Origin of the sequence: Prevotella sp., assembly GCF_051059605.1 — a bacterium.
Classification (GTDB): Bacteria; Bacteroidota; Bacteroidia; order Bacteroidales; family Bacteroidaceae; genus Prevotella.
The window spans coordinates 717,647-735,269 of sequence record NZ_CP050883.1 but is presented as its reverse complement, the minus strand read 5'-3'; the positions used below and the strand labels follow the sequence as shown (position 1 = coordinate 735,269).

Here is a 17,623-nt window from a genome sequence, read left to right as displayed (position 1 = left end):
TATTTGTAGATTATTGCTTTTTAGACTTTTCCGACTTTCGACTTTTGAGTCTTGCAAGCTTTGATTGACATTTACTGCACACACCGTTAACATAGAGCATGAAACTGTCTTTATGAAATCGTCCATATTTAGTTTCGTCTATTGCCTGTTTAATTTCGGGTGAAATGATCTCTGTTACCTTTCCGCATACGTTGCATACCAAATGTATGTGTCCGCTGTCTATGTATGAAGCTTCATACTTTATACCTTCAGGAAGATGATGTCTAACGACGAGCCTTAGTTTTAAAAACAGCTTTAGCGTATTGTACAAGGTGGCTCTGCTAACTCTGAAGTTCTTTTTTAATAATTGTTCACTGAGACTTTCAATGGAAAAGCGTCCTTTCATAGCAAACACAGCGTCAAGAACAGCATATCGTTCTGGAGTCTTGCGGTGCTTGTTTGTTTCTAGATATTTATCTAGAATTTCATGAACTGCTTGTATTACCTCTTTTTCCATTAAAACACTTTAGTAACTTAAAGACGCACAAAATTACGAATTTTAAATCAAAATGAAGAATATAACAACACTTTTTTGAATTTAAATTTCTACAATGCCCTTTAACGTGACACGTGCTGCTTTTTCAAATGCATCTCCCAATTCCACAAATCTCATTACACTGTTGAGTGCAGTATGCTTCAAACCAGTATTTTCTGCTCGCAGAGCAACAGAAACCTGATCAAGATATTCATCCATTCCTCTGTCATTTGGTTCCTGACCATTCATGAAAAGACGTGAAAGAATACTGTAACCACATATCTGATAAACATTGTTGTCTGACGCAATCCATTTATAGGCTACAGCTGGCGCATAAGGTGTATATTGCAACAGATTAAACGCCAACATCTCTGCTAGTTCCTGATTGTCGGTCTGCTCCATCCATAAATCAGCCAAGTCGGCTTCAAACTTCTCAACTGGCATTATCATCGTAGCAAGGATCTTACATTCTCTGATATTTTCCTTAAACAGAGCTATTGCCAGATCATAATCTTTGCCATACTCTGCTGCCATGTCACGCAATGTTGTGAAAGGAACGCCCCAATTTATCTTGTAGTTAAGTCCTTTCTCACGCATTGACTGCGATGCAGGTCCATTCATTACAAGTCTGAAACTCTGCTTTATATTCTTTAATTTATCGTTTGTTTCCATATTAATTGAGTTCATTTATTAATATTCCCCAGAATACCTGAGCATCTGGTGTGAATAGGTCTCTGTGTAATCTAAGACAATATCCTTTATATTTCCATCAGTATCATATTGTGGCTTCATCCAAGGATTAATAAATCCTTTGTATGGAGCAATATTCAGTGACGCATATCTATCCAGCACTTCACGATGCAGATCAGGATTGAGCTTAATACCATATTTCTCCACAAGACTCTTTGCTGCATCGAAATCGCCTTCACTCTTTATTCTCTGAATCTCATGAAGTTCCTGAGCAAAGATATTTCGCAAAGCTTCATAGTCTTTGACTTCAACATAATGCTTACCGTCACGCTCCACAATGCTAACAACGCTATTATCTTTATCCATATCAAGTGCCCAGTTTGCTATCAGCGCACGATTTCTCATGTGAGCCTCTTCGATATCAGAACCTAGACTAATACGTACCGACTGAGTAAGCAGACCATTCTGCATATAAGTATAGTACTGGCTCTTATAAGCCTCTTTATTTGGTACGAGTCCAAGCTCAACCAATTTATCATCAGCGATATAATAAAGTCCGAACAAGTCTGCCCTAGCCTCTTCTATCGTATTTCCATAAGCCTTTAGTGCGTCTGGATCTGTACCTTGACGCAATCTTCCGCTACCATGTCCAAGACATTCATGAAGATCAGTATGTAAGTCATCACATATATCACCATATTTCTCAATCAAATCGTTTGTAGCCTTATCTATAACAAACTCAGACATGAAACCATTTCCATGAGCAGCCTTACTGTAAGCCTCTGTAAGATTACAGATAGTGATACTTTTTGATCCATGTTCTGCCCTAATCCAATCAGCATTAGGAAGATTGATGCCTATAGCCGAAGCTGGATATTCATCACCGCCAAGCATAGCTGCACAAATAACGTTTGCAGTAACGCCTTTCACCTTAGGTTTACGGAATTCTGGTGCTACAGGAGAATGATCCTCAAACCACTGAGCATTATCGCTAATGGTCTTAGTGCGCTTTGTTGCCTCTATATTTTTATATTCAACAATACCTTCCCAAGAGCCCTTCAAACCGAGCGGATCGCCATACACCTCAATGAAACCATTGATAAAATCGACCATGCCTTCCTGCTCCTTCAACCATTCAATAGAATATTCATCGAATATTCTTAAATCTCCTGTTTTATAATATTTTATGAGCGTTGATATAACCTTTTTCTGCTGATCGTTCTCTACATATTCAGAAGCCTTGCCAAGCCAATGAATTATATTGCATATCTTGTCACCATACAAAGAATCAGCTTTGCAAACTAATTCTTTAATCTCTCCATTCTGCTTCACTAGCTTTGTGTTAAGTCCATAAGATACAGGATGCTTATCATCTGAATCCTTCAACTTAGCATAAAACTGTTCAACTTCGTTTTGATTAACTCCCTCATAATAATTGCAAGCAGATGTTTCTATCAAATCAGCACCATCTGCCTGATTAACTCTTTTAGACATGAAATCTGCATCAAAGATAGCTGGCAGAATATCTTTAAGAAGAGAATCTCTGTCTTCGTCTGAATTTATGCCTAACTGTGAATCAGAAAGAGTATTAAAGGCATTAACAAAAAAGTCACGAGTAAACTCAGGAACGAATTTATTACATCCATAATGATGATGAATTCCACTTGAAAACCATACACGCTTCAAATACACCACAAGAGACTTGAACTCTTCATCATCTCTGTTGCCAGCATAGTTGATATATATAGACTCAAGAACTTTTCTAATTTTCAAGTTGTATTTTCCGAATTGCTGGAATGTTATATCACGTCCGGCAAGAGTAGCTTTGGAAAGATAGTATATATATATTTTTTGTTTTAATGATAAATCTTCAAATCCTGAAAGTTTATATCTCAACATTTGCAAATCTGCAAATCTTTCATCATTATAATTCATTTTATCAACCACCTAATTTAATTGTAATCGTTATTAACTCAAAAGAGTCCGCAGGAAAAGTTATTAACCCTTACCTGCGGACTCATTGTTTTATTATCTTCTTCGCATTAATCTTCTACTGAAGACTTTGCTCTGTTTTTAGAACCTGGCTTACGTCCACGTTTTTTAGGCTCTTCCAACAAAGTTGGATGCTGTTTCAGATGGAGCAGCTTGTAGTCTCTTGGAGTACATCCATTCAACTTAAAAAAAGATGCATAGAAAGACTGTCTGTTTGAAAAGCCGACCATATCTGAAATATCTTCCATATTCAAATCCTTAAATCTTCTATCAACGAGCAATGTCATAGCTTCTTCTATTCTATACTTATTGACAAAAGACGTGTAGTTCATGTGAAATCTCACATTCACAACAGCAGAGATGTAGCGAGTGTTTGTTCCCAACTCCTCAGCCAGTTTCTTGGCAGAGTAATCTTTATCCTTGTATTTCTTCTGAATTAGAATAATTTCAAGAATTTTCTCTTTAAACTCATCCATGAGTCCGGGGCTAACAAGGGTGCGATACGCAGCCTCTTTCTCCTTTTTCTCGGTAATGTTATATTTTGCCATAATTATTTAGATTAATTACCTCCTTTACATGTTGCAAATTTAAATATAAATAATTAATAAATCAAGTTTTAGTGCAACTTTTTTACAAAAAAAGCATTATCTTTGTTGAAATTTTAACTTTTATGGGTATTAAGGACATCTTAAAGAAGTATTTCGGGTATGATTTTTTTAGACCAAATCAACAAGAAATAATAAATAATATCATTTCAGGTAAGGACACTGTTGTATTGATGCCTACCGGAGGTGGTAAAAGTCTATGCTATCAAGTTCCGGCACTTGCGATGAAAGGTACCGCCATAGTAGTTTCACCACTCATAAGTTTGATGCATGACCAAGTGGAAGCTCTCAAGGCGAACGGTATTCCTGCAGAAGCTTTAAACAGCGGAAATGACGAAAGTGAAGACGTGATTATTAGGCGAAGATGCATAAGTGGTGATCTTAAACTAATTTATGTTTCACCCGAACGCCTTATATCAGAGATACCTTATTTATTTGCGAACATAGAAATAAGTCTGTTTGCAATTGATGAGGCTCATTGCATAAGCCAGTGGGGACATGACTTCAGACCGGAATATAACCAACTTGGAATATTGCATGAGAAATTTCCAAATGTACCAGTTATGGCACTCACCGCTACTGCCGACAAGATAACCAGACTTGACATAGTTAAACAACTAAACTTAAGAGTTTCAGAGAAAGATATTTTCATCAGTAGTTTTGACAGACCGAACCTATCTCTTGATGTAAAGAGAAACTTTAACAAAAGACAGAAAAATAACTATATAGAGTCTTTTATAACAGGTCATTCAAACCAAGCAGGAATCATATACTGCATGGCAAGAAAGACGACAGAAAGTCTTGCAACAGACTTACAAAAGATGGGTATTGAAGCGCAGCCTTACCATGCAGGGCTGAGCAATGATGAGCGAAACAGAATACAGAATCTATTTAAAATGGATCAGCTTCAAGTTATCTGTGCAACCGTTGCTTTTGGTATGGGTATTGATAAAAGTAACGTGAGATGGGTGATACATTATAACCTACCAAAATCCATTGAGAGTTTTTATCAGGAAATTGGTCGTGCAGGAAGAGATGGAGCACCAGCAGAAACAATTCTATTCTACAGCATGGCAGACATAATAACTCTTAGAAAGTTTGCCCACGATAGCGGTCAGCAGCGCATAAACGAGGAAAAGCTAACCCGTATGCAGGAATATGCCGAAAGCCAGGTTTGCCGGCGCAGAATTCTACTTAACTACTTCGGAGAACCAGCCGATCACGATTGTAATAATTGTGATGTTTGCAGTCATCCACCGAAGAAGTTTGACGGCACCACTACCATTCAAAAAGCACTTAGTGCAATAGTGAGAACCGACGAACAGATACACGTAGGTACAATCGTTGAGATTTTAAGAGGGATGAACACAACAAGTGTATTACGTAATAGTTACAATACGATTAAGACTTACGGTGTGGGGAAAGACTTGAGTGTTTCTACATGGCAGGATTTTCTTTTGCAGATGCTTCAAATGGGATTCATCGAGATTGCTTATAACGACCATAACAAAGTGAAAACCACTACTTTAGGAAAAGATATCTTGTATGGGCGCGAAAAGGCTTCACTGATTATACCTCAACAAGAAACTACAAAATCACAAAATACAAAATCAACTGCTAAACGCAATAAGATTCCAGAATTGCACGTTTCTTTAATAAACAAAGCCTACACTGTTGAGCCAGAAGATATTCAGCTATATGAGGCTTTGAAGAAAGTGAGAAAAACGCTTGCCGACTCACAAGGCTTCCCAGCTTATATTGTCATGTCTGACAAGGTGTTACATGCAATAGCAACAATAAGGCCTAAGAATATAGAAGAATTCGGCAACATACCTGGTATCGGTGAATACAAGAAAATTAAATACGGAAAAGTCTTTATAGACAAAATCAATAACAAAAAATAAAATATGAAAAAAATTCTTACACTGCTTTTTATCGTTATTTTTACAATACCAGCGTTGGCTCGTAAAAATTTCTATACAATTATTGTATCTTTGGATGGATGCAGATGGGATTATCCTGAATTCTATGACACTCCGTTTATAAACTACATGGCTGAGAATGGCGTAAAATCGGGTCTTATACCATCATATCCATCAAAGACTTTCCCTAATCATTATACATTGGCAACTGGACTATATCCTGATCATCATGGAATTATTGCCAATTCTTTTGTAAATAGAAAAGACGGAGAAGTTTTCTCTTTGAGTAACCCTAAAACAAAGACTGACAGCAAATACTATAAAGGTGAACCTGTATGGATTACTGCAAAAAAGCAAGGTAAAAAAGTATATACATATCATTGGCCAGGCTCTGATGTGAAACTTAAAGATGGATATCCAGACGTGTTTTTCAACTACGACACCAACCATCTTTCTGTATCTGAAAGGATTACTCTTGCATCACAAGCTATCAACAGCAAACAAGCACCAGACCTAATTATGGTTTACTTTGAGGAGCCAGACCATAGCGGACACAATTTCGGACCACAGGATCCAAATACAAAGAATGCACTGCGTAATATGGATGGGATGCTTCAAGACCTTTGGGACAATGTCCAAAACGGTCCACGCAAAGACAGCGTAAACCTTATTGTAGTATCTGATCACGGAATGACTCTTGTAACTCCTGAGAGAAAAATTGAATGCCGAAAATATCTAAAGCCATATTGGTTTGAGCGCATCGAAGGAAACCTGCCAGCACAGATATACTGCAAAAAACAATATATTGATTCTGTGTATAATGCATTAAAAGATATTCCTCATCAGCGAGTTTGGCGCAGAAATGAGATACCAGCCTATCTGCACTATGACAGCAACAATAATATTGGCGACGTTGTTGTATCACCTGATGAAGGCTGGCTTATATACGACCAAAAGGTTACAACGGGAGGTATGCACGGGTATGATCCAGAATATAGTGACATGCATGCATTATTCCGTGCAATGGGACCAGATTTTAAGAAAACAGAGATTCCACATTTCCGCAATGTTGACGTATATGATTTGTTATGTCATCTACTAAATATATCTCCAGCAAAGAATGATGGAAACCTTGAAGATATAAAAACTATATTGAAAAATTAGGAACTAATGAATTACGTAAACCTTTACGCATGTTTTTTATGTAAATAGAGACCATCGTAAAGGTTTATTTGTTATCTTTGCATCACAATTCAAAATGAGTAAAATAGAAACAAAATAAATAGGAAACTAATCATGAAAGAATTAAAAGCTTTGAACAAGCGTACAGCTCCTAAGAGCGTTATGCCTGAGAAAATTATTCAGTTTGGCGAAGGCAACTTTTTGCGTGCATTTGTAGATTGGATTATCTGGAATACTAACCAGAAAACAGACTTCAATGGTAGCGTTGTTGTTGTTCAACCTATCGAAAGAGGTATGGCAGACTGGCTCAACGGACAGGATTGCCTTTATCACGTTAACCTTCAAGGTAAGGAAAACGGACAGCCTGTAAATACTCTCGAGCGCATTGACGTTATCAGCAGAGCACTAAACCCTTACACTCAGAATCAGGCTTTCATGGCTCTTGCTGAGCAGCCAGAAATTCGCTTTGTTATCTCAAACACCACAGAGGCTGGTATTGCTTATGATGACACATGCAAATTCACAGACGCTCCTGCATCAAGCTATCCTGGTAAATTGGTTCAATTGCTATATCATCGTTATAAGACTTTTAATGGCGATCCTACAAAGGGATTGATTTTAATGCCTTGTGAACTTATATTCCTTAACGGTCATCACTTGAAGGAATGTATTGAAAAGTATATTGAACTTTGGAAAGAAGATCTTGGTGCTGATTACGCTGACTTCAAGGTTTGGTTTGAAAAATATAACTATGTTTGCGCAACTCTTGTAGACCGTATCGTTCCTGGATTCCCACGCGATACCATCAATGAGATACAGCAGAAGATATCTTACAAGGATAATCTCGTTGTTAAGGCAGAAAGCTTCCACTTGTGGGTAATCGAGAAAGCAGAGAATATGACCGTAGAACAGTTAAAGAATGAATTCCCAGCTGACAAAGCCGGACTTCACGTTCTTATCACTGATGACGAAAAGCCATATCATGCTCGTAAGGTTACATTGCTTAATGGTCCTCACACTGTATTGTCTCCTGTTACATTCCTAAGCGGAGTTAACATTGTACGTGACGCATGTGAGCATCCTGTATTGGGCAAGTATATACATAAGGTTCAGTTTGATGAACTAATGCAGACTCTTGACCTTCCAATGGATGAACTTCAGAAGTTCGCAGGCGATGTACTTGAAAGATTCGAGAATCCATTTGTAGACCATCAGGTAACAAGTATTATGCTTAACTCTTTCCCTAAGTTTGAGACTCGTGATTTACCAGGAGTAAAGATTTACTTGCAGCGCAAGGGTGAACTTCCACAGGGACTTGTATTCGGTCTTGCAGCCATCATTACATATTACAAGGGTGGTAAGCGCGAAGACGGTACACCAATCGTTCCTAATGACGATCAGAAAATAATGGATAAGTTGGCAGAGCTTTGGGCTACAAACGATACTAAGAAGATAGCAGAAGGTGTTCTTGCATTCGATTATGTTTGGCATGAAGACCTGAACAAGACGGTTCCAGGACTTGCAGAACTAGTAAAGAAAGATCTTGACCTAATTCAGGAAAAGGGAATGCTTGAAGCTGTTAAGACAATTCTTTAAAACAGAAATAAAACAATTAGGTGAAAAGATTTTTTCACCTAATTGCTTTTTATAATATAATGGTATAAGCAAAACTTATGGACCAATTCATTATACAATCTTTGAGAGAATACGCAGAACGATACGAAACAGAAACGTTCCTATTTGAAGACCCTTCAATATTCATGCACAAAGTACAAGGTGAAAGCAATCAAGAGATTATAGCCTTTATTGCAGCCGGACTAAGTTATGGTAGAAGAGAATTGTTCTTTCCAAAGATTCAGTATATAATTGATTGTTCACATGGTGATGTTGAAAAATGGATTCTTTCCAACGATTTCTGCAAAGATATTCCCGATAATGACAATTGCTATTATCGCTTATATACAAACAAAATCATAAATACTTTTATCAGACGCATAAAAAGTCTGCTTGAAGAATATGGCTCATTACGTCAGTTTGCCGTAAGCAACACAAAAGATAACGACGCAGTTACACTTATAGAAGCGTTCACAAAATACTTTAATAATAATGAAGTATCACACGTTATTCCTAAAGATACAAAATCAAGCTGCAAGCGATTATGCATGTTCTTGCGCTGGATGGTGAGAACTTCATCTCCTGTTGACTTAGGATTGTGGAGCGACATTGTAGATAAGCGTACGCTAATCATGCCAATGGATGTACACGTTATTCAAGAAGCCGTTAGACTTGGGCTGATGACCGGCAAAAGTGTAAGCATGAAGTTTGCTCAGAAACTTACAAGTCTCATGCTTGATATTTTCCCAGAAGATCCATTGAAAGGCGACTTCGCACTATTCGGATATGGAGTAAACCATTAAATGGCTTACCCCGATATATATTAATAAACTTTTAGAGAATCCCCCACTCTGATTTGATAATCAGGTGTAAGGTCATTTTTCTTGTATAGGCTCTTTAGTTTCATGCCATAGAACTGAGCTATGCTATACATACTTTCTCCTGGTCTAACAATATGCGGACGTCTCTTATATGCCTTATCAGCTTTAGAGCGTTTCTTCTTCAGATAAATAACCTCTCCTTCCTGAAGTATGTCACGCTTATTACGTTCATTGTATCTAGCAATCTTTCTGTATGAGATATCAATCTCATCACCAATACTCTTGAAGGTATCACCCTTGCGTGCCTTTATATAATAATTTTTATTATAGATATAGATAGGATGAAGAATCATGCCACTGCGAGCATTTGACCTTTCTATACCATGCTTTGCCATAAACTTATCATAAGAATTGGCTGTATCATACTGGTATAGCTTATATAGCTCTATTATACCTATGAGTTTTGGGGCATATTGCGGATTTGTTGCATAGCCGCATGCCTTTAGTCCATAAGCCCACCCACGATAATCAGTCCTGTCTAATGAGAACAGACGACTATACCTAACATTATTTTTAAGAAACTTGCTATGATCTTCGTAACTCTGCAAAGCATTGTCATAAGCACGGAAACACTCATTAACAGCATCATCATCAGTATAAACAGAAGCCCCTAACCAATCATGGCATTTAATACCAAAATGATTGTTACCATTTATTGTTAAGGAACTTCTTCCAGCAGAACTCTCAAATACACCCTGCGCCAGAGTTATACTTGCTGGAATATTATACTTTAGCATTTCCTCAATCGCAAGATCTTTATATTGGTTTATATATGACTGATATGCTGAATTCCACTTCATCTGCGCCACACCATTTATGGAATAGATGAAAAGAATAAGCAACAAAACGTTCAATTTCCTCATAATAATATGTATATTCTACAAAATTACGAAATATCATAAAAAATACAAAAAAAAACGGCTGCTTTAATAATTATTAGTAATTTTGCTTTATGTTTGACAAAACAAAATTAATAATCGCTTTTGGGTCTAACTTTGAGCCACAGATAAATATTGCAAAGGCAAAACAACAGCTTTCGTCTGCTTTTGAGACGACTGAATTTTCATCTGAAATATGGACTGATCCTATTAATATAAAGTCTGAAAAATTCATAAACTGTATCGCCATTGCCGAAACATCATTTGATCTAAATACGGTGTTATCCTCTCTTAAGGATATTGAAGATTTATGCGGCAACACTATTGAAAAGCGCAAATGCGGTAAAGTTATTATGGATGTCGACATATTGAAGTATGGTGACACTATCATGCACAATGATGATTGGAAAAGACCATATATAATACAGTTACTTAAAGAACTTAACATTAATATAAAATGAAAAAAAACATATTATTGCTTTTTGCATTTGCTTTTTGTATTCATTCTTATTCGCAGAAATTTGATGAATACTTCAATGACAGTACATTGCGTATAGACTACATGTTCTCTGGAGACGCAAAACAACAGCACATAAGCATTGACAAGCTAAACTGTTCTCCACGCTGGTACGGAAAACGAAATAAACTTTCTGAAATTCCTGTTGAAGGTAACGGACAGATTACCGTACGTGATCATAAATCACATAAAACGATATACAAAAACTCTTTCTCAACTTTATTTCAGGAATGGCTTTCTTACGATGAAGCAAAGACGACAAGTAAGAGTTTTCAAAATGTATTTATCGTGCCGATGCCGAAAGATACTGTTGACATAACTGTTGATTTAAGAAACAATAGACGCGAAATAATGTCAACCTTCACGCATCAGGTAGTTCCTACAGATATATTGATACGAAAAATAGGATTCAAGGAGCGCACAAAATATATAAATATACTACAACCTGAAGATACGTCAAACTGTATTCACATCGCTTATGTAGCTGAAGGTTACAAGGATAGCGAAATGAATACATTTGTAGATGATGTGAATAAAGCTGTTGAATCATTGTTCTATTACGAACCATTTAAAAGTCTGAAGTCAAAATTCAGTATCGTTGCGGTAGAATCTCCTTCTATAGAAAGCGGTACTAGTGAACCTGGTAAAGGAATATGGAAGAAGACTGCACTTAGTAGTCATTTTGATACATTTTACAGTGAAAGGTATCTGACTACACTAAATCTTGAAGACCTGCATGATTGGCTCGCAGGAATTCCTTATGAGCACATTATAGTACTAGTTAACTCTTCACGTTATGGTGGTGGCGGCGTTCTTAATTCATATAATCTTACTACCGCTCATAATCCACGTACCAAACCAGTTGTAGTACATGAATTCGGACATAGCTTTGCAGGACTTGGTGATGAATACGGATATGATTTTGAGCTTATTCCTATGTATCCTAAGGATGTAGAACCGTGGGAACCTAACCTCACTACCCTAGCTAATTTTCATGGTAAATGGGAAGATATGATTTCACATAAAACAATGATTCCTACACCTATAAACGAAAAGACTAAAAAGCAGGTAGGAGTATTTGAAGGTGGTGGATATGCAGTTAAAGGCGTGTATCGTCCCATGTTCGACTGTAGAATGAGAACAAACGAATATCCAGAATTCTGCCCTGTTTGTCGCCGAGCTATTAGCAATATTATTAATTTCTATACAGGAAAATAAATATAAAACAAAAAAGTCTGCCGTAATATCTTTTACGGCAGACTTTTTTATGTTATTTCTTATTAGCGACCATGTTTATGAAATACTCATGAACAAATGTCGATTCATTTAGTTCTGGATGAAAAGACGTAACCAATTGGTTTTTCTCTCTGGCAGCAACAATGTGATTACCAACATTCGACAACACTTCTACATCTTTCCCTACACCTTTTATATATGGTGCACGAATAAAAGTCATCGGAACCTTATTGCCAGCAAACGTATCTTCAGTATAAAAACTTCCAAGCTGTCGACCATACGCATTTCTGCAGACATTAATATCCATTGTCGAAATCCTGTCAAAGCTTTCATTTTCAACCGTCTTAGCTAATAATATAAGACCGGCACATGTTCCAAATACTGGTAGTCCGTTCGCTATATCATTCTTTATCGGCTCAAGAAGCTCTAGTTCATTAAGCAACTTAAACTGTGTAGTGCTTTCGCCTCCGGGAATAATCAGTCCGTCCTTTTCACGTGACCAATCCTTTATATTACGGATTTCAAAGCTATCTACACCTATTTTGTTCAAGATGCGTTCATGCTCTATAAAAGCTCCTTGTAATGCAAGAACACCTATTCTCATTATTTACCGCGTTCTGCCATCAGGAGTTCTATTTCCTGCTCATTTATACCAACCATTGCTTCACCTAAGTCACAGCTTAATTCAGCCAACATCTTTGGATCATTGTAGTTGGTTACAGCCTTTACGATTGCCTCAGCACGCTTTTCAGGGTTGCCACTCTTAAAGATTCCACTTCCTACAAATACTCCTTCTGCACCAAGCTGCATCATTAACGCAGCATCAGCAGGAGTTGCAACACCACCAGCAGCAAAATTCACAACAGGCAGTTTGCCGTTATCATGAACAAACTTAACTAGTTCGTAAGGTACCTGTAATTGCTTTGCAGCCTCAAACAGTTCATCTTCGCTAGTAGCTGTGAGATTACGCATTTCTTTCTGAATCTGACGCATGTGTGTCACAGCCTGAACTACATCACCAGTTCCTGGTTCACCTTTAGTTCTTATCATTGTGGCACCTTCAGAAATACGTCTAAGAGCTTCACCCAAGTTTTTTGCTCCACAAACAAATGGCACCTCAAACTTAGTCTTATCTATATGATATATATTATCTGCAGGTGATAGGACTTCACTCTCATCAATATAATCAATTTCTATTGCTTGAAGAATCTGAGCTTCAGCAACATGTCCTATTCTGCACTTTGCCATTACAGGGATAGAAACTGCTTCCTGAATACCCTTAACCATCATTGGATCACTCATTCTTGACACGCCACCAGCTGCTCTGATATCAGCAGGTATTCTTTCAAGTGCCATCACAGCACATGCACCAGCTGCCTCAGCAATCTTTGCCTGTTCAGGAGTTGTAACATCCATGATAACACCACCCTTTAGCATCTGTGCCAAATTGCGGTTTAATTCTTGTCTCTTTTCATTCATAATCTTTATATATTTTTTCTATAATCGCTAGGTGATTCTCCCTTCAACTTGCGGAAGAACTTTGCAAAATGTGCCTGACTCAAGAATCCAAATTCATAAGCTACTTGCTGTATAGTATCTGTAGAAGTCTTTAACTTGGCACAAATCTTATCAATAAGAAAATCATCAATAATAGTCTTTGGTGATTTATCTGCTATCTTTTTACAGACCTGCGCAAGATATCTACTGCTTACATTCAGGCAATCAGCATAAAATGCGACATCACTGTTTGATGTATAATATTGTTCTATGTAATCCAGAAAATCATTATAAAGTTCACTGCTCCTACCCTTCAAATCACTTGTAATAACCTGTTGCTGATTAACGTAATTTTTTGCTTTAGAGATAGAATCCTCAATAGAAAAACCTTTACTTAAATACAGTGAAACTGCACTTGAGAATGTATTTGCCATACCATGCATACCATTATCATCTAAAAAATACACATTAGCTTCTTTATTGTCACCTATAACAACATTGAAGTCTTTTTGACGTATGATGATAAGCGAACATAAAGGCAAAAGTTTCTGACGAATACTTTCTATTACTTCAGTGGTCATCAATTTTTCACCAAGACTGGAATAAACTATCGGGTCGTATACTACATACTTTGGTCCATATTTAACGATTGCTTCAACAACAGCTTGCAACGTGCTGTTATTCCTTATCATACCAACTTTGATTACATCTAATTTGATATCATTAATAATAGCTTCTATCTGCCCAGAAACTATTGTTCCAGGAACATCATAAAATTGCTGGATACCCAAAGTATTCTGAACCGTTATGGAAGTGATAGCCGAAAGCGCATAACCACCCAGAGCAGATATGGTTTTAATATCAGCCTGAACACCGGAACCTCCAGTGCTGTCACTACCTGTAATGGTCAAAATGGTATATTTCTCCATATTATTATATGATTACATTTGCAAAGTAAACTAAAAATTATGACATAAAAAAATGATGTTCCCTTTTTGACAAAGAAAACATCATTTTGTATAAACTTCTTTACTGCACAACTTTAAAGCGAATTCTAAATGTATGAGTCATCTCATCCCAATTAGTGCCCAAAAGTTCAAACTTTCCTATCTGCGATGTTGACCTTACATGCTTTCCTATACAAGGGCATGCATCATAATCACCAATTCTCGCAATACGAATCATTTCTGATGCATCTTTCGGTAATCTGTCTATCTTAACATCATCAGGAATATTATATCTGTCTACATATTCATATCTGATATCAATGTCTTCATCAATCAGCTTATTCATATTACGTTCTATCTCATGTTCTTCCTGACGTGAAGGTTTATGATCCAGAACATAACTGATCTTGCTCTTTTTGCGTTCAATGTGGGCATTTCTGCTTCTTTCACATCCAAACATGCGAATCATCAACTGGTTAAGCAGATGTTCAGCAGTATGAGCCGGAGGAAATTCATCCTTGTTGTGCTCATTGAATATATAATCATTATTATTCATCTTCGTACTGAATTTATATACTCTGCCACCATAGGCAGGAACTTTTATAGATATCGCTCCATCACGCTTGAAATCTGCCAATATACTTTCGTCTGAATACAAGTCAAACAGCATAAATTTTCTTTCGGGGATTTTGCAAAAATCAAAAGCATGTGAAGGAATTACAACATCCGTGAGCATTTCCTGAGAAGAGAAGTTTGCTACAACAAGAATTACTGTATCACCCTTGCTGCGCAGAAACGCAAACTCACGTCGTGTGTTGAATGTAGGTCTGTTTGGATTAACATACATCAAATCAAAGAAATCTCCTTCGCGTACAGCATCCTCACCATTCGCAATAAGCAGCAAATGCCTATAAGATATAGCCAATTGCTTTTCAGCTGCCGTCATCAATCGGCGATCTGAATATCCACGGCTCAATGTATCTGGTGCCCAGTAATCAAAGATAGATGTTCTTCCGTCTTTTCCACTGAAGCCTTCCTTATCCATACCTTTCTCGCCAAATTCCTGTCCGCTATAAAGCATAAAAGGATTACTACGCATCAGTATGCTCACTATTGCAGCAGGAATAGCCTTATAACCGTCACCAGCATAATAATCACTGGCAATTCTCTGCTCATCATGATTTTCAAGGAAATAAAGCAAATGATCGTGTATATCATCTGTATATTGCCACTCATAAGTAAGAGCAGAAGCAGGACGTTCGTCTCTGACAATAGATTTTAAACAGTCATACATTCCTACCTTGTCGTACAGGTAGTCAAAGCCATTAGCTATATATGTGCGATAAAGATTTGTATCATAAACCTCACCGATAAAAATAACTTTAGGATATTTCTTCTTTACTATATTTATTGAATAATTCCAAAATTCAGTAGGAACCATTTCAGCCATATCGCATCTGAAACCGTCAACGCCTTTTGAAGCCCAGAACAATAGTATGTCTGTCATCTTAATCCAAGTATTTGGAATTGGATTGAAATGGCAACTGCGCCCTCCAGCATCACAATAGTTTATACCATAGTTCAGTTTAATGGTTTCATACCAGTCGTTTACAAAAGGTTTAGATGTAAACTTATCATTTCCAGTAGCTTTGGCAGGATTTTCAACATAGTTAGTGTCTACAGAAATATCACTCAAATCCAATTGACCATCACAATAATAGAAATTATTGTTTGTAGAGAAATTAATCGTTACATCGTCATCTTCTCCAAGATCACGTGTTCCTAAGGGCTTACATATCGATTTATACTCACGTGCAACATGATTAGGGACAAAGTCCATTATTACTTTCATGTCCGCATTGTGCGTTCGCTTAATCAAAGTCTCCCATTCAGACATTCTTTTGTCTACATCCTGAGCTAAATCAGGATCCACATCATAATAGTCTGTTATCGCATAAGGGGAACCTGCCTTTCCTTTTACGATTTCAGGATGCTGAACAGGGATTCCGTATGATGAATAATCAGTCTGTGTAGCATGGCGAATAACACCTGTAAACCAAATATGGTTAAATCCCATATTATGTATTCGCTTTAATATAGACTCTTCAAAATAATTAAACTTCCCACAACCATTTTCGGCAATCGTGCCGAATTCTTTTAGAACTCTATTACGATTGCCGAAAAGTCTGGGAAGTACCTGATATATTGTTATCTTATCCTTCATTATGCAATGCCATGCGCACTAACAGTTTTATCGATGCGTCCAATCATGCCCTGAAGAGCCTTACCTGGACCGCACTCAGTAAAATCAGTAGCACCGGCAGCAATCATAGCCTGTACACTTGAAGTCCATCTTACAGAACTTGTCAACTGTGCAATAAGATTATGCTTTATTTCTTCTGAATCAGAGTAAGACTTGCCATCTACATTCTGATAAACAGGACATTTAGGTGCATTGAATGTTGTTGCTTCGATAGCAGCCTGAAGTTCATCCTTCGCTGGTTGCATAAGTGGTGAGTGGAAAGCTCCACCAACCTTTAGAGGGAGAGCACGCTTTGCACCAGCTTCCTTCAACTTCTCACATGCGATATTTATTGCATCGGTGTTACCAGAAATAACAAGCTGACCTGGGCAGTTATAGTTTGCTGCAACAACAATGTTACCTTCTGTGCTTACCTCGCTGCATATTTCTTCAACCTTTTCGTCTGATAGACCAATAATAGCAGCCATAGTTCCAGGATTTGCCTCGCATGCCTTCTGCATTGCATTGGCACGTGCTGCAACAAGCTTCAAACCATCTTCAAAACTCAATGCACCTGATGCAACAAGAGCTGAAAATTCTCCTAAAGAGTGACCAGCAACCATTTCCGGCTTAAAGTCTTCGCCCATGCATAAAGCAGAGATTACACTGTGCAAGAATACAGCTGGCTGTGTAACATTAGTTTGCTTTAGGTCTTCATCAGTACCCGCAAACATAATATCGGTAATTTTAAAGCCTAGAATTTCATCAGCCTTATCAAAAAGTTCCTTTGCAAGAGAATTATTATCATATAGGTCTTTGCCCATACCTACAAACTGAGATCCCTGACCAGGGAATACAAATGCTTTCATTATTTCTTAGTTTAATTATAATTATATATGTTCTGCA

Annotated in this window: 16 protein-coding genes; 6 read left to right on the top strand and 10 right to left on the bottom strand. The window is 37.3% G+C overall.

Translation table 11 applies throughout. The features are described 5' to 3' along the window. Positions 1-10: 10 nt before the first annotated feature. The 4 genes from HEQ28_RS02895 to HEQ28_RS02880 all read right to left on the bottom strand — a co-directional run bounded on the left by HEQ28_RS02895 (position 11) and on the right by HEQ28_RS02880 (position 3,744). On the bottom strand, positions 11-496 hold the full coding sequence (locus HEQ28_RS02895; RefSeq protein WP_434503683.1) for a Fur family transcriptional regulator: 486 nt from the start codon (positions 494-496) through the stop codon (positions 11-13). Positions 497-577: 81 nt separating this feature from the next. Further along, entirely contained in the window at positions 578-1,201 is a 624-nt protein-coding gene (locus HEQ28_RS02890) for a DNA alkylation repair protein (protein ID WP_434503682.1), read from the bottom strand. A 3-nt stretch (positions 1,202-1,204) separates the two neighbouring features. Beyond that, on the bottom strand, positions 1,205-3,139 hold the full coding sequence (locus HEQ28_RS02885; protein WP_434503681.1) for a dipeptidyl-peptidase 3 family protein: 1,935 nt from the start codon (positions 3,137-3,139) through the stop codon (positions 1,205-1,207). Between the two features lie 107 nt (positions 3,140-3,246). Beyond that, the gene (locus tag HEQ28_RS02880) at positions 3,247-3,744 is read right to left on the bottom strand and encodes a helix-turn-helix domain-containing protein (RefSeq protein WP_434503680.1); all 498 of its coding nucleotides are present in this window, start codon (positions 3,742-3,744) and stop codon (positions 3,247-3,249) included. A 122-nt stretch (positions 3,745-3,866) separates the two neighbouring features. Here HEQ28_RS02880 and recQ point away from each other — a divergent pair, with 122 nt between their 5' ends. The 4 genes from recQ to HEQ28_RS02860 all read left to right on the top strand — a co-directional run bounded on the left by recQ (position 3,867) and on the right by HEQ28_RS02860 (position 9,322). Further along, on the top strand, positions 3,867-5,705 hold the full coding sequence (gene recQ, locus HEQ28_RS02875) for a DNA helicase RecQ (RefSeq protein WP_434503679.1): 1,839 nt from the start codon (positions 3,867-3,869) through the stop codon (positions 5,703-5,705). A 3-nt stretch (positions 5,706-5,708) separates the two neighbouring features. Further along, on the top strand, positions 5,709-6,887 hold the full coding sequence (locus HEQ28_RS02870) for an alkaline phosphatase family protein (protein WP_434503678.1): 1,179 nt from the start codon (positions 5,709-5,711) through the stop codon (positions 6,885-6,887). Between the two features lie 132 nt (positions 6,888-7,019). Continuing rightward, positions 7,020-8,501: a tagaturonate reductase gene (locus HEQ28_RS02865; RefSeq protein WP_434503677.1), complete on the top strand. Its 1,482-nt coding sequence runs from the start codon at positions 7,020-7,022 to the stop codon at positions 8,499-8,501. 77 nt (positions 8,502-8,578) lie between these two features. Beyond that, positions 8,579-9,322, top strand: coding sequence for a TIGR02757 family protein (locus HEQ28_RS02860; protein WP_434503676.1), 744 nt, complete (start codon positions 8,579-8,581; stop codon positions 9,320-9,322). A gap of 20 nt (positions 9,323-9,342) precedes the next feature. Here the strand turns inward: HEQ28_RS02860 and HEQ28_RS02855 are convergent, their stop codons facing one another. Further along, positions 9,343-10,263: a glucosaminidase domain-containing protein gene (locus tag HEQ28_RS02855; protein WP_434503675.1), complete on the bottom strand. Its 921-nt coding sequence runs from the start codon at positions 10,261-10,263 to the stop codon at positions 9,343-9,345. Between the two features lie 89 nt (positions 10,264-10,352). Between HEQ28_RS02855 and HEQ28_RS02850 the strand changes: the two genes are divergently transcribed. Together HEQ28_RS02850 and HEQ28_RS02845 are read left to right on the top strand one after the other, a co-directional pair. Continuing rightward, the gene (locus HEQ28_RS02850; RefSeq protein WP_434503674.1) at positions 10,353-10,739 is read left to right on the top strand and encodes a 2-amino-4-hydroxy-6-hydroxymethyldihydropteridine diphosphokinase; all 387 of its coding nucleotides are present in this window, start codon (positions 10,353-10,355) and stop codon (positions 10,737-10,739) included. Next, positions 10,736-12,013, top strand: a complete 1,278-nt coding sequence (locus tag HEQ28_RS02845; protein ID WP_434503673.1) for a M64 family metallopeptidase — start codon at positions 10,736-10,738, stop codon at positions 12,011-12,013. The genes HEQ28_RS02850 and HEQ28_RS02845 overlap by 4 nt, the downstream gene beginning before the upstream one ends. A gap of 52 nt (positions 12,014-12,065) precedes the next feature. Here HEQ28_RS02845 and pdxT read toward each other — a convergent pair whose 3' ends face one another. From pdxT to fabD, 5 genes are all read right to left on the bottom strand, one after another. Further along, positions 12,066-12,635 carry a pyridoxal 5'-phosphate synthase glutaminase subunit PdxT gene (pdxT, locus tag HEQ28_RS02840; RefSeq protein ID WP_434503672.1) on the bottom strand — a complete coding sequence of 190 codons (570 nt, stop codon included), beginning with the start codon at positions 12,633-12,635 and terminating at the stop codon, positions 12,066-12,068. Further along, positions 12,635-13,510 (bottom strand): pyridoxal 5'-phosphate synthase lyase subunit PdxS, encoded by an 876-nt coding sequence (gene pdxS, locus HEQ28_RS02835; protein ID WP_434503671.1) that lies wholly within the window; start codon positions 13,508-13,510, stop codon positions 12,635-12,637. Before pdxS ends, pdxT begins: the two co-directional genes overlap by 1 nt. Before the next feature lie 5 nt (positions 13,511-13,515). Continuing rightward, positions 13,516-14,457 (bottom strand): bifunctional hydroxymethylpyrimidine kinase/phosphomethylpyrimidine kinase, encoded by a 942-nt coding sequence (locus HEQ28_RS02830; protein ID WP_434503670.1) that lies wholly within the window; start codon positions 14,455-14,457, stop codon positions 13,516-13,518. 100 nt (positions 14,458-14,557) lie between these two features. Continuing rightward, complete coding sequence (locus HEQ28_RS02825; RefSeq protein ID WP_434503669.1) at positions 14,558-16,699, bottom strand: alpha-amylase family glycosyl hydrolase; 2,142 nt, start codon at positions 16,697-16,699, stop codon at positions 14,558-14,560. Then, entirely contained in the window at positions 16,699-17,586 is an 888-nt protein-coding gene (gene fabD, locus HEQ28_RS02820; RefSeq protein ID WP_434503668.1) for an ACP S-malonyltransferase, read from the bottom strand. The genes HEQ28_RS02825 and fabD overlap by 1 nt, the downstream gene beginning before the upstream one ends. Positions 17,587-17,623 lie beyond the last annotated feature (37 nt).